The organism is Burkholderia sp. Tr-20355 (assembly GCF_017104685.1).
In the GTDB taxonomy this organism is placed as follows: domain Bacteria; phylum Pseudomonadota; class Gammaproteobacteria; order Burkholderiales; family Burkholderiaceae; genus Burkholderia; species Burkholderia seminalis.
The window spans coordinates 42,847-55,565 of the sequence record NZ_JAAGPK010000001.1 but is presented as its reverse complement, the minus strand read 5'-3'; the positions used below and the strand labels follow the sequence as shown (position 1 = coordinate 55,565).

Genomic DNA, 12,719 nt, shown 5'->3' with positions numbered 1-12,719 from the left:
GAAACGTTGAAAGCGCTCGTACTCGAACGCACGCGCGAGCTCGCGCTGCGCGACATCGACCTGCCGCAACAGGTCGGCCCCGGCGATGTCCGGATCAAGGTGCATACGGTCGGCGTCTGCGGCAGCGACGTGCATTACTACGTTCACGGCGGCATCGGCCCGTTTCGCGTCGACGCGCCGATGGTGCTCGGCCACGAGGCGTCCGGCACCGTCGTCGAGACCGGCGCCGCCGTCACGCACCTGCGCGTCGGCGACCGCGTGTGCATGGAGCCCGGCGTGCCGCGCCTCGATTCGCCCGCGACGCTGCGCGGGCTCTACAACCTCGATCCCGACGTGCGCTTCTGGGCGACGCCGCCCGTCCACGGCTGCCTGACGCCGTTCGTCGTGCACCCGGCCGCGTTCACGTACCGGCTGCCCGACAACGTGTCGTTTGCCGAAGGCGCGATCGTCGAGCCGCTGTCGATCGGCCTGCAGGCCGCGAAGAAGGCGGCGATGAAGCCGGGCGACCTCGCGGTCGTGATCGGCGCCGGCACGATCGGCGCGATGACGGCGCTCGCCGCGCTCGCGGGCGGCGCCGCGCGCGTGATCCTCGCCGACGTCGTACCCGAGAAGCTCGCGCTGTTCGCCGGCAACCCGGCCGTCACGACCGTCGACGTGCGCACGCGGCCGCTTGCCGACGCGGTAGCGGAAGCCTCCGGCGGCTGGGGCGCGGACGTCGTGTTCGAGGCAAGCGGCAGCGCGAACGCCTATGCGGGCCTCGTCGACCTGATGTGCCCGGGCGGCTGCGCGGTGCTGATCGGCATGCCGGTCGCCCCCGTGCCGCTCGACGTGGTCGCGCTGCAGGCGAAGGAAGGCCGCATCGAATCGGTCTTCCGCTACGCGAACATCTTCCCGCGCGCGCTGGCGCTGATCGCGTCCGGCGCGATCGACGTGAAGCCGTTCATCTCGCGCACGTTCCCGTTTTCCGAAGGCGTGCGCGCGTTCGAGGAAGCGGCGAGCGGCCAGCCGCGCGACGTCAAGATTCAGATCGAAATGGATTGAGCCATGGCCCAGATCACCTGCAAGGCTTTGTCGAAGCACTACGACGGCGGCCCCGCCGTGCTGCATCCGCTCGACCTCGAGATCGCCGACGGCGAATTCATCGTATTGCTGGGCCCGTCCGGCTGCGGCAAGTCGACGATGCTGCGGATGATCGCGGGCCTCGAGGCGATCACCGGCGGCGAACTCGTGATCGGCGATGCGGTCGTGAACGACCTGCCGTCGCGCGAGCGCAATGTCGCGATGGTGTTCCAGAACTACGCGCTGTACCCGCACATGACGGTGTACGACAACATCGCGTTCGGCCTGCGGCGCCTGAAGGTGCCGGCCGACGAGATCGACCGCCGCGTGCGCGACGTCGCGCGCATCCTGAGCCTCGACGCGCTGCTCGAGCGCCGCCCGCGCGCGATGTCGGGCGGCCAGCAGCAGCGCGCGGCGATCGCGCGCGCGATGATCAAGACGCCGGCCGTGTTCCTGTTCGACGAGCCGCTGTCGAACCTCGACGCGAAGCTGCGCACGCAGTTGCGCGGCGACATCAAGCGGCTGCACCGGCGGCTGAAGACGACGACGCTGTACGTCACGCACGACCAGCTCGAGGCAATGACGCTCGCGGACCGCGTCGTGCTGATGCGCGGCGGCCGCATCGAGCAGATCGGTACGCCGGCCGAGCTGTACGGCCAGCCGCATACCGTGTTCGCCGCCGGGTTCGTCGGCACGCCCGCGATGAACTTCGCGGACGGCACGATCGGGCGCCACGGCGCGACCGTGGTGCTCGACTGCAACGGCACGCGCTGGCTGCTCGCGTCGTCGCGCTTCGCGCGGCTGCAGGACGGCCAGCAGGTCAAGGCGGCGGTCCGCCCGAATCACCTGCGGCTCGTCGCCGAAAGCGATTCGACCCCCGGCACGCTCGCGCTAACCGGCACCGTGGAACTCGTCGAACTGCTCGGCGCCGAGGCGCTCGTCACGCTCGACTGGCACGGCCAGCCGTGCGCGGCCCTCGTGCCGGCCCCGATGGCACCGGCCCCGGGCGCCGTGGTAGCGTTGCGCTTCGACGAAGCAGCCCTGCACCTGTTCGACGCCGGCACCGAGCGCAACGTCACGCTGCCCGACGCGAACCCGATCGCGCACGCGGCCCCGCCGGCGGCCGCGACGCGCGCCACGCCGCCTGCCGCGACGGGCTGGTCGATGTCCCGCTCGTAGCACGCCGGCACGCCCGACGGAGCACATGATGAACCCGGATCTCGAGATCGTTCCCACCCACCGCGACGAATCGTTCCGCGCGTGGGTCCACGACTATCCGCATTCGGTCGCGAAGTGGCACTTTCATCCCGAATACGAGATTCATCTGATCCAGGCGTCGCACGGCAAGGTGTTCGTCGGCGACCATATCGGCGATTTCGGCCCCGGCAACCTGATCGTCACCGGGCCGAACCTGCCGCACAACTGGGTCAGCGAACTCCCCGACGGCGAGCGTGTGCCGTCGCGCGACGTCGTGCTGCAGTTCTCGCGCGATGCGATCGAGAAGATGGTCGGCGCGTTCAGCGAGCTGCAGCCGGTGATCGACCTGATCGACGACGCGGCGCGTGGCGTGCAGTTTCCCGACCGCATCGGCATCGAGGTCGCGCCGCTGATGCTCGAGCTCGCGAACGCGCACGGCTGCCGGCGCGTCGAGATCCTGATGTCGCTGTTCGACCGGCTGTCGTCGTGCCGCGAGCGGCGCGTGCTCGCGGGCCCCGGCTACCGCAGCGACGCGCAGCACTACATGTCGTCGACCATCAACCAGGTGCTGTCGTACCTGCAGCAGAACCTGCCCGGCGTGCTGCGCGAGACCGACGTCGCCGCGTTCGCCGGCATGAGCGTCAGCACCTTCACGCGGTTCTTCCGCCGCCATACCGGCTCGTCGTTCGTGCGCTACCTGAACCGGCTGCGCATCAACGAGGCGTGCGAGTTGCTGATGTTTTCCGACCTGACGGTGACCGACATCTGCTACCGGGTCGGCTTCAACAACCTGTCGAACTTCAACCGTCAGTTTCTCGCGATGAAACAGGTGCCGCCGTCGAAGTTCCGCGCGCTGCATCGCCTCAACGAACCGCACGGCCGCGACGACGACGCGCCGCTCCCGCGACGCGCGCCGCCGCGCGCCCCAGACAGGACGCTTCATACGTGACATTTCTCGGCATCGATCTCGGCACGTCCGAGGTCAAGGTTCTCCTCACCGATTCCGGCTCGGTGCCCCTCGCGACCGGCTCGGCCACGCTGTCGATCAGCCGCCCGCATCCGCACTGGTCCGAACAGAGCCCGCAGGCGTGGTGGCACGCGATGCTCGATGCGATCGCGTCGGTGCGCGCCGCGCATCCGGCCGGCTTCGCCGCGCTGCGCGGCATCGCGCTGTCCGGGCAGATGCACGGCGCGACGCTGATCGATCGCGCGGACCAGGTGCTGCGGCCCGCGATCCTGTGGAACGACACGCGCGCCGGCACCGAATGCGTCGAACTCGAGGCGCTGGTGCCGGAGTCGCGCGCGATCACCGGCAACATGGCGATGCCGGGTTTCACCGCGCCGAAGCTGCTGTGGCTCGCGAAGTACGAGCCGGCCGTGTTCCGCGCGGTGCACAAGGTGCTGCTGCCGAAGGATTACCTGATCTGGCGCCTGTCCGGCGAATTCGTGTCCGACCTGTCCGACGCGTCGGGCACGCTGTGGCTCGACTGCGCGCGCCGCGACTGGTCCGACCGGATGCTCGCCGCGACCGAGCTGTCGCGCGCGCAGATGCCACGCCTCGTCGAAGGCAATGCGCCGGCCGCGCAACTGCGCGATGCGCTGCGGCGCGAATGGGGCATCGCGGGGCCCGTGACGATCGCCGGCGGGGCCGGCGACAACGCGGCGTCGGCGATCGGCATGGGCGTCACGGGCGCCGGCAGCGGCTTCCTGTCGCTCGGCACGTCCGGCGTACTGTTCGCCGGCAACGACCGCTTCGCGCCGAACCCGGATGCGGCGGTGCACGCGTTCTGCCACTGCATCGAAGGACGCTGGCACCAGATGAGCGTGATCCTGTCGGCCGCCGCGAGCCTCGACTGGCTCGCGCGCGCGCACGGCACGACCGCCGGCGCGCTGGCCGCGCGCGCCGAGCACGCCGATCCGGCGCGTGCGCCGCTGTTCCTGCCGTATCTCGGCGGCGAGCGCACGCCGCACAACGACGCGCATGCGCGCGGCGTGTTCTTCGGGTTGTCCAACGAGCACGACGCGGACGACCTCGCCTATGCGGTGATGGAAGGTGTCGCGTTCGCGATGGCCGACGGCTACGACGCGCTGCGTGCGGCCGGCACGACGCTCGACACGGTGTCGTTCATCGGCGGCGGCTCGAAGAGCGCGTTCTGGGCGCGGCTGTGCGCGAATGCGACCGGGCTCGCGATGCGGCGTCATGCGGACGGTGCCGTCGGCGCGGCACTCGGCGCCGCGCGTCTGGCGCGACGGGCGGCGACGGGCGACCCGCTCGAGGCAGTCTGCGTCGCGCCGCCGGTGACGGAGACGGTCGCGCCCGATTCGGCGTCGGTCGATCGGCTGGCGGGGCGGCTCACGCGGTATCGGCGGTTGTATCGGGCGTTGCGGGAGGAATTCGCGGCCGCCGACTGAGCGGCCGCGCCATCGCGCTTGACCCGGCCCTTGGGGTCGCCTTTATGCTGGACGCAACCAATCGACCGCAAAGAGGTGACGGATGGGTAGGTCCACGCCCCGTTTGAACGCATCCGCGGCCGCCGCGCAGCTTGGTGTTTCGACCAAGGCGCTGCGGCTGTATGAGCAGCATGGCCTCGTCATGCCGGAGCGCACGCCGGCCGGATACCGCGCGTACGGCCCGGATGACCTCGCCCGCGCCGCCGACATCGCGGCGCTGCGCAAGCTCGGCCTCAGCCTCGCGCAGGTGGCGGACGTGCTCGACGGCGATGCGCGCAGCCTCGATGCCGCACTGGCGGCACACGAAGCCGCGCTCGATCGCGGCGTTCAGGATCTCGTGCGCAAGATGGACCGCGTGCGCGCGATCCGCGCCGGCCTCGCGCGCGGCCGGATGCCTGCCGGCGGCGAGCTGACGCGGCTGCTCGACGATTCGGGTACCGGCGTCGCGTTCAGCCTGCCGTGGCCGTGGGGCGGCGAGTGGTTCGAGTGTCGCGATATCCGGCCGCTGAACTACATCATCGGCTCGCTGGGAAGCGGCAAGACGCGGCTCGCGCTTCGGCTGGCCGACGCGCTGCCCGGTGCGGTGTTCGTGGGGCTCGATCGGCTGGAAAACGACTGTGCGGCGGCACGCGCGGCAGTGCGCGCCGATCCAGCGCTGAAGTCGTGCGTCGACCGCGCGCTGACCTCGCTTGCCGACAGGGACGCCACGCCGTCGGCAGCGCTGACCGCGCTGCTCGTCAACCTCGAAGCGGAAGGCCCGCGCACGCTGATCGTCGACATGATCGAACAGGATCTCGACCGTTCCACGCAACTGGCCTTGATGGCCCATCTGCGTGAACGCGCCGCCGGCAGGCGGCCGCTGTTCCTGCTCACGCGCTCGTCGGCGATCCTCGACCTGGCGGCCGTCGGCCCCGACGAAACCATCCTGTTGTGCCCGGCCAATCACAGCCCGCCTTCACGGGTGGCGCCTTACCCGGGCGCGCCCGGTTACGAGGCGGTAGCGACATGCCTGGCGTCGCCGGCGGTCCGCGAGCGGCTCGCCCGCCGGCCGGAAGCGGCGTGAGCAGGTATCAGGACTCCAGCCGCCCCAGCCTGCGCGCCATCGCCGGGCTCACCGCATGCACGGGATCGAAGCCGAAGAATTCGAGCACGTGCCGCGCGACGTCGTCGCGATCGTTGTCCGCGCAGATCATGTGATAGCTGTTTTCCAGCACGATCCCGCGCGCGTCGGGCATCTTCTCCAGCAGGAAATCGGCCGAGCGCAGGCTCGTCAGTTCGTCCTCGCGCGCATGCAGCACGAGTGTCGGGCACGGCGTGCCTGGCGCGGCCTCGCGCACCCAGTCGCGCATCCGGTCGACCTGCCGCACGCACGCGAGCGGCACCCACGCATAGTGGAAACCGTCCTGCCGCTCGAACTTCTTCTTCACGATCGCGCGGATCGTCGCGTTCTTGATGCCGAACGGATCGCCTTCCTCGACGCGCATCCGTTCCGCCACCCCCGGCACGCGATACAGCACGTGCCGCAGCGACCGGTACCACGGCGTCGACCAGCCGTCGATGAATACCGGTGCGGCCAGCAATGCGAGCCGGCCGCGCGCATGCTGCACGCGGTGGCACAGCAGCAGCGCGACCAGCGCGCCCATGCACATCCCCGCGACATGCAGCGTGTCGTACTCGCGTTCCAGCGCACGATACTGTTCGGTCACCGCGTCGAGCCACGCCTCCGCGCGCACGCCGACCAGATCCTCGGGGCGCGTGCCGTGCCCCGGCAGCGTGATCATGTGCGGGTCGGCGCCCGCGCGCCGCATCGCCTTGTGCAGCGAACCGAGATCGTATTGCGTGCCGCCGAGCCCATGGATCAGCAGGACGCCCGTACGCCCTGTCATGACGCGTGCCCGCTCATTCGTCCGCCGGCCACACGCGCTCGATCTGCCAGACGCCCGCGACCACCGTCACGTCGACGTTCGAATCGAGCAGCGGCGCGCCGTGGTCGGTGACCGTCCGCGTGCCGCCGTCGCGCAGCACGATGCGCAGCGACAGCGACGCGCGGTCCTCGCCCGCGATCTCCGCGTTCCAGTAGTCGCTCAGTGCTTCGCGGTCGCCCGGCTGCACGCGTTCGAGCACGAGCGGCACGCTCGCGATCTGCGACGCGTCGACGCCGACGCCGAACACGCGCTCGACGTCGCCGCTCCAGTCGATCCGGCCCGACTCCGGATCGAGCACGTACGCGATCTGGCCGGCGCTCGCGAGCGCGAGCTCCATGTTGTTCTGCAGCACCGCCGCATGCTCGTGCACGCGTTCGCGGGTCGTCTTCAGCGTGCTGACCGCCAGCACCAGCAGCGATGCAACCGCGAGATAAAGCTGCGCTTCGAGCAGCGCGCTGCCGTAGTGTTCGTGGAACGACGAGAACGGGCCGTCGCCCTGCGCGGTCTGCTCGATCACGATCAGCGCGAGCACCAGCACCGACGACGAGCCCGCGCGGCCGCCGAGCAGCAGCGTGACCGCCACGGCCAGGAACAGCGGGACATAGGTGAGCGCGAAGCCGGCGCCCGTGCCGAATTTCCGCGACGTATCGCCGTCGAAGATGGCGAGCGCGACGAGCCCGAGCAGCGCGAACGCGACGATGCCGAGCATCAGGTCGAAGCGCTCGTGGTCGCCGGAGCGGTGCGCGCGAAAGCGCGACCACGACGCGAGCACCGGCGTGACCAGCAGCACGCCGACGAAATCGGACGCGGCCCACACCGACCACACGTCGAAGAACGACGCGCCCTTGACCGTCGTGTACCACGCCGCGCCGCCGATCGCGCCGACGACGCCCGCGATCAGCCCGGCGAGGATCACCGAGCGCAGGAAGTACAGCCCTTCGAGCGAGAAGCGCACGCGCTGCACGAGCCAGACGGCCAGCGCGGCCGCGCCGACCTCGTCGACCGTGAACAGCACGGCGTTGACGAGGCTGCCGTGTTCGATCGCGGTCAGCGCGAGCTGGCCGACGAGGAACGCGCCGGCCAGCGTCAGCCAGTCGCGCACCGGGCGCAGCATGAACGCGCCGACCGTCACGCCGGCCGGCAGCCAGATATAGCCCGTCAGCCGGACGGGGCCGTTGAACTCGTGCGAGATGTAGCCGGTCGCGAGATACAGCGCCGCCCAGAGCAGCGCGGCGACGAGCCCCGGCCGCGATCGTTTGGTGTCCATCGAGAATCCCTGTATGCCGCGCCTGCGGCCTGCAGGTGCGCGATGTGCGAATGATATGCGGACGGCGCGGGCCGGGGAATACCGGGGGCCGGCGGCGCCGGCGTGCCCGCAAGCCGGCGGTTGTGACCGGGAAGATATCGGAAAAGTTCGCGGGTGGCCGGATGCTGTCGGGACACGTCCGCGTGTCCCCCTGGCCGAATGGCCAAATTCGCGCATGGCAGGTCGTTCACCCCCATCATGAAAGACATCCGGAAGCACTCGTTTCGGGTATCGTCCCCCTTTCCAGCCCGCATTCGACATGACCACATGCAATGGAAACCGTCCCGGCCCGGCCGATCTCGGCCCCTTTGATGCCATGAGCCGATTTCGCGTCACGTACGACGGCCCCGCGCTCGAATCGTCCGAGATGGACGTGCGCGAACTCGCGCCCGCGCTGCTTGCATTCGGCGATTTGCTCGACGCGTCGACGCGTGCACTGTGCGGCGATCAGGTTCGGCCGCAAGTGAATGTGCGCGGCAGCTTCAAGACCGGCAGCTTCGGCATCGACTTCACGCTCGCGACCTCGTTGCTCGGCCGCATGCGCGACATGCTGAGCGGCAACGAAGGCACGGCGCTCGCCAATGCGGTCACGATCCTGACGGCGCTCGGCATCGCCGCGCCCAAGACGAGCAAGGGGCTTTTCGCCGTCCTCAAGTGGCAGCGCGGACGCGAGATCCGGCACGTGCGGGTGCAGGACCACGGCGCGGTGCTGCAGGTCGACGGCGACGAACTCGAGATCGACCTGCCCGTCCTCACGCTGTTGCGCGACGTCCGCGTTCGCCACGCAACCGCGCAGGTCCTTGCGCCGCTCGCGCACGAAGGCATCGAGATGTTCGCGGCCGGCACCGATACGCAAGTGTTCGAGACGGTCGCCCGCCACGAAATTGCGTGGTTTCACGCGCCCGAGCCAGCCGATGCGCTCCTGCTCGACGAGCATCGCAAGATGGCGTTCTCGATCGTGTCGCTCGCGTTCAAGGACGACAACAAATGGCGGCTGCACGACGGCACGTCGACGATTCATGCGGCGATCACGGATGCCGGCTTCCTGTCGCGCGTGAACAACAGCCAGATCAGTTTCAGCAAGGGGGACGTGCTCGTCTGCAATGTCCGCATGCAGCAATGGCAAACTTCGGACGGGGCAAAAACCGAATACGAAGTCACGGATGTCCTCGAACATCGTCCGGCCGGCCGGCAGATTCAGTTGCCCGGCCTGTGATCCGCGTCGCCGCTCCAATGCCCAACGCAATCCGTCATCCATCATGAAAACGGCGATCGATCTGCGTCCTGCCTCCGCCGCCGACCTCCCCTTCCTGCTGACGCTCCGTCGACTGACGATGACCGAGCACCTGCAGCGGGTCGGCGCGCCGACCGACGACGCAGCGCACGACCAGCGCATCCGCGCCCACTTCGAAGACGCGATGATCGTCTGCGAAGGTGCCGCCGCGATCGGCCTGCTGAAGGTGACGCGCACCGCCGTCGAGTGGCACGTCCACCAGATCCAGATCCTCCCCGCGCACCAGGGCCGCGGCATCGGCGAGGCCGTGCTGCGCGCCTTGCTGGCCGACGCCGCACGCGAGCACGTGCCGGTCTCGCTGAGCGTGCTGCACGGTAACCCGGCGCGAAGGCTCTACGAACGGCTCGGCTTCCGGCTCGCGTCGGAAACCGCCACGAGCGCGAATCTGATCTGGCGCGCATGACGCGCGCGATATCGCCGCCGCATTACTGCGTGATCTTCGCGTCCTTCAGCAGATCGCCGATCATCTGCGCGCTCGCCTTCTCGACCGCGATCGCCTGCAGCTGCTGCTGAAGTCCCGGCTTCGCGGCCTCGAAACCCGGCACCTGCGTCGGCCGCTTCGCATCCAGCTTCACGATCGCCCGCACACCGTCGACCGGAATCGAATCCTTGGTCGTCGCGCCGACGGCCAGTTTCTCGAGCGCCTGCGCGACCGGCAGCGGCAACCCGCCCGTCTTGCCTTCCGCCGCCGGCGTGTTGAAGCTCACCCAAGGCAGCTCGCCGCCGCTGTCGCGGCTCGGCGCCATGCTGTACTGCCGCGCGAGCCCGTCGAACGACTTGCCCGCTTTCAGTTCGCTCAGCACGGTCGCGGCCGTCACCGGATCCTTGACGACGATCACGCGCGGCTTGTATTCGCTCTTGCCGAGCGTCGCGACGAGTGCGTCGTAGCGCGCCTTCACCTGCTCGTCGGTCACCGGCTCGGGCTTCACGTTGTCGCGCAGGTACAGCTGCACCTCGGCCGTCACCTTCGCCTGCTGCACCGCCGCCTTGACCTCGGGCTTGTCGCCGTAGTTCGCCTTTTCGGCGGCCTGTTGCACCAGCACGCGCGTGATCAGCTGGTTCTTGATCGCCTGCCGGACCTGCGGCGAGTCGGGTTGCCCGGACGCACGCAGCAGCGTATCGACGTCGGCCTGCGTGATCGGCGTGCCGTTGACGGTCGCGACGGTCGCGGCCGTCTGCGCGTGAACAGGGCCGCACAGTGCGCCGGCCAGCGCGGCAATCAGCACCAGGCGGTTCGGTGTCGTCTTCATCTTCATCGTTATCGTCGCTTCGAGCGTAAGAAGCGCGGCATGGAGCGCCGCGCCGGTTCATCGTGCACGCACACGCAGCGCCTGCGTGTGCCGCTGTCATTGTGCACGGAACCGCGTTTCCGCGTCGGGAGGTTGGGGAATGCCGCGCCGCGCAACGCGGCCGCACGCCCGGCACATCAAGGCGTCCAGCGGTACACGGTGATGCTGTTCCCCTTCACGTTGTTCTTCATCACCACGTACTCGCCGTTCGATCGACGGTACGCGCGGAGGCTGTACATCGCGTCGATCGCGCTGCTCGTATCGACCGTCGCGGGGCTCGCATTGACCAGCGTGGTGTCGAGATTGCCGGTGGCGAGGTTGAACGCGTCGACGTTCGGCCACAGCGGTCCGCTGCTGCTGAACCAGTAGCCGACGAACAGATGATTGCCGACCGCGTCGATCGATTTGGCGCCGCTGTGCGGAAGCATGATCACCGGATCGGGCTTCGTCGTGTTGCCCGCGCTCCAGCCGTGGTACACCTCGACGCGCGTGCCGATCGACGTCCAGTCGTTGCTGCCGGGCGCACCCTGCGCGAGCACCATCGTGTCGCTGTCCGCGAGATAGACGATGCGCGTCAGCGGCAGGATGCTGGCCGGAATGCGCGTCGCGACACCCGGCCCCCACGACGGCTTGCCGTTCGCGTCGAAGCCGGTCAGCGGGTAATGCGTGATCGCGCCGGTCTTGTCGAGGCCCGCCCACACGCCGCCCTTGCTGTCGATGCTGAAGCCGCTCGTCACGCGCTGCGTCGTGTTGAATGCGGGGCCCGGAATCGAGCCGTCCGGAATCGCGACATAGCCGTTCGCCGCGTTGAAATGGTAGAAGTAGAAGACCGGCGGATTCTGGCCGGCTGCGACGAGAATCCGGTTCGTGCCCACCGACGTGAGCAGACCGAAGTGTTCGTCGCGCTGCGTGTCGCTCATGTTGATGCGCGGGTCCGCCGGGTACGCGAACGGATCGACGGTGTTCGCGACGAACTTGCCGCCCGCGGTGCCGCTGTACACGTGCGTGCCGCCATAGAACAGCGCGCCGTCCGTGACGGGATCCGGCGCGGCGATGCCTTCGAAATTCAACGACTGCAGCGTATAACGCAGGCTCCCGGTGCTGCTGTACGCATGAATGTCGGTCGCGCCGTTGCGGCCGAGATCCCAGCTGCCGCCCCACGGATTGTTGAGCACGTACAGGTTGCCGCCGGTGTCCTTGCCGATCCCGACGATGCGCGTGAAGCGCTGCGCGCCGACCTGCCCCTTGATGCCCGTCGTCGTGTCGAGATAGCCGCCGCGCACGCCGAACGTGCCGACCAGCGCCGGTCGGCCCGCCACCGTATAGCGCTTGATGTTCTGGTCGGGGCCTTCGTCGCCCGCCAGCAGCTGGCCGGCCGCCGCATCGAAATACAGCGCCGACGGCCGCGACCCGGTCGGCATCCGGATCGTGTTCAGCAACGCGCCCGCCGGGCTGAAGCCGACGATCGAGCCCGCGCTCTTCTGGGCGACCCACACGTTGCCCGCACCGTCCACCGCGAGCGCGCCCGGCGCCGACACGTCGATGTCCCGCTGCCACACGCCGTCGGTGGTGAATACGCGCACGCGATTGCCGTAGAAGTCGCTGGCATAGAGCAGCGAACCGGCCGTCGCGAGCCCGGTGACGACGTCGATGCGCGGCTGGTTGGTCGCCGCGCTGATCTGGATCACGCGGTCGCGATATTTCGTCGCGCGGTTGTAGCGCCCCACCGCGCCGCTGCCGTACGTCTTGCCGGGCTGCAGCGCGACGAAGAGCGACGTCGCGTTGCCGGTGATCGCGCTGCCCTGGAATTCCGAATGCGTGCCGATCGAGCCGATGCTCTTGCCGTTCTGGTAGATCGCCACACCGCCTTCATCCTCGTCCCACATCGACGCGGTATAGATCACGCCTTCGGGCGCGACCCACATCGCGCGCGCGACGTTGCCGACGTGCGCCGCGAGCGTACCGTAGGTGTTCGCCAGCCAGTCGGTGGTATTACCCGCGTGCGCGGCCGGCACAATCGCGGCGATCGCCGCGGCAACAAGCGCAGCCTGGATTCGTTTGCTGGCGACCATGACGGTTGCTCTCCTGAATGATGCAGACATTCACCTGAGGGACCGGCCGGCCAGATGGCTTGAAATCCGCAATGCGTAAATTCTTCCCGTGAATCATCCGGCGCAATCGGTATTACGTACGGCATG

Annotated in this window: 11 protein-coding genes; 7 read left to right on the top strand and 4 right to left on the bottom strand. The window is 69.1% G+C overall.

Annotated features, from left to right (window positions below):
- The first annotated feature begins 6 nt into the window (after positions 1 to 6).
- From G3N62_RS00250 to G3N62_RS00230, 5 genes are all read left to right on the top strand, one after another.
- Positions 7 to 1,041: an NAD(P)-dependent alcohol dehydrogenase gene (locus G3N62_RS00250; protein ID WP_124609183.1), complete on the top strand. Its 1,035-nt coding sequence runs from the start codon at positions 7 to 9 to the stop codon at positions 1,039 to 1,041.
- A 3-nt stretch (positions 1,042 to 1,044) separates the two neighbouring features.
- The gene (ugpC, locus tag G3N62_RS00245; RefSeq protein WP_124670714.1) at positions 1,045 to 2,238 is read left to right on the top strand and encodes a sn-glycerol-3-phosphate ABC transporter ATP-binding protein UgpC; all 1,194 of its coding nucleotides are present in this window, start codon (positions 1,045 to 1,047) and stop codon (positions 2,236 to 2,238) included.
- A 28-nt stretch (positions 2,239 to 2,266) separates the two neighbouring features.
- Positions 2,267 to 3,205 (top strand): AraC family transcriptional regulator, encoded by a 939-nt coding sequence (locus G3N62_RS00240; RefSeq protein WP_049030664.1) that lies wholly within the window; start codon positions 2,267 to 2,269, stop codon positions 3,203 to 3,205.
- The gene (gene xylB, locus G3N62_RS00235) at positions 3,202 to 4,668 is read left to right on the top strand and encodes a xylulokinase (protein ID WP_124670715.1); all 1,467 of its coding nucleotides are present in this window, start codon (positions 3,202 to 3,204) and stop codon (positions 4,666 to 4,668) included. The genes G3N62_RS00240 and xylB overlap by 4 nt, the downstream gene beginning before the upstream one ends.
- 82 nt (positions 4,669 to 4,750) lie before the next feature.
- Entirely contained in the window at positions 4,751 to 5,770 is a 1,020-nt protein-coding gene (locus tag G3N62_RS00230) for a MerR family transcriptional regulator (RefSeq protein ID WP_124670716.1), read from the top strand.
- Between the two features lie 7 nt (positions 5,771 to 5,777).
- Here G3N62_RS00230 and G3N62_RS00225 read toward each other — a convergent pair whose 3' ends face one another.
- Together G3N62_RS00225 and G3N62_RS00220 are read right to left on the bottom strand one after the other, a co-directional pair.
- Entirely contained in the window at positions 5,778 to 6,593 is an 816-nt protein-coding gene (locus G3N62_RS00225; protein WP_034189715.1) for an alpha/beta fold hydrolase, read from the bottom strand.
- Positions 6,594 to 6,606: 13 nt separating this feature from the next.
- Complete coding sequence (locus G3N62_RS00220; protein ID WP_124670717.1) at positions 6,607 to 7,899, bottom strand: MASE1 domain-containing protein; 1,293 nt, start codon at positions 7,897 to 7,899, stop codon at positions 6,607 to 6,609.
- A gap of 298 nt (positions 7,900 to 8,197) precedes the next feature.
- On the opposite strand from G3N62_RS00220, the gene G3N62_RS00215 reads away from it, so the two are divergent.
- Entirely contained in the window at positions 8,198 to 9,154 is a 957-nt protein-coding gene (locus G3N62_RS00215; RefSeq protein WP_124670718.1) for a hypothetical protein, read from the top strand.
- Between the two features lie 43 nt (positions 9,155 to 9,197).
- Positions 9,198 to 9,635, top strand: a complete 438-nt coding sequence (locus tag G3N62_RS00210) for a GNAT family N-acetyltransferase (protein ID WP_059556374.1) — start codon at positions 9,198 to 9,200, stop codon at positions 9,633 to 9,635.
- 22 nt (positions 9,636 to 9,657) lie between these two features.
- On the opposite strand, the gene G3N62_RS00205 is transcribed toward G3N62_RS00210, so the two are convergent.
- Together G3N62_RS00205 and G3N62_RS00200 are read right to left on the bottom strand one after the other, a co-directional pair.
- Positions 9,658 to 10,488, bottom strand: coding sequence for a peptidyl-prolyl cis-trans isomerase (locus G3N62_RS00205; protein WP_049028225.1), 831 nt, complete (start codon positions 10,486 to 10,488; stop codon positions 9,658 to 9,660).
- 170 nt (positions 10,489 to 10,658) lie between these two features.
- On the bottom strand, positions 10,659 to 12,593 hold the full coding sequence (locus tag G3N62_RS00200; protein ID WP_175027225.1) for an SMP-30/gluconolactonase/LRE family protein: 1,935 nt from the start codon (positions 12,591 to 12,593) through the stop codon (positions 10,659 to 10,661).
- Between the last annotated feature and the right edge of the window lie 126 nt (positions 12,594 to 12,719).

Excerpts from the sequence above, each read along its gene's own strand:
- G3N62_RS00230 (WP_124670716.1), top strand. The coding sequence starts at position 4,751 with ATGGGTAGGTCCACGCCCCGTTTGAACGCATCCGCGGCCGCCGCGCAG.
- G3N62_RS00220 (WP_124670717.1), bottom strand. The coding sequence starts at position 7,899 with ATGGACACCAAACGATCGCGGCCGGGGCTCGTCGCCGCGCTGCTCTGG.
- G3N62_RS00225 (WP_034189715.1), bottom strand. The coding sequence starts at position 6,593 with ATGACAGGGCGTACGGGCGTCCTGCTGATCCATGGGCTCGGCGGCACG.
- G3N62_RS00215 (WP_124670718.1), top strand. The coding sequence starts at position 8,198 with ATGACCACATGCAATGGAAACCGTCCCGGCCCGGCCGATCTCGGCCCC.
- ugpC (WP_124670714.1), top strand. The coding sequence starts at position 1,045 with ATGGCCCAGATCACCTGCAAGGCTTTGTCGAAGCACTACGACGGCGGC.
- G3N62_RS00205 (WP_049028225.1), bottom strand. The coding sequence starts at position 10,488 with ATGAAGATGAAGACGACACCGAACCGCCTGGTGCTGATTGCCGCGCTG.
- G3N62_RS00210 (WP_059556374.1), top strand. The coding sequence starts at position 9,198 with ATGAAAACGGCGATCGATCTGCGTCCTGCCTCCGCCGCCGACCTCCCC.
- G3N62_RS00240 (WP_049030664.1), top strand. The coding sequence starts at position 2,267 with ATGAACCCGGATCTCGAGATCGTTCCCACCCACCGCGACGAATCGTTC.
- G3N62_RS00200 (WP_175027225.1), bottom strand. The coding sequence starts at position 12,593 with ATGGTCGCCAGCAAACGAATCCAGGCTGCGCTTGTTGCCGCGGCGATC.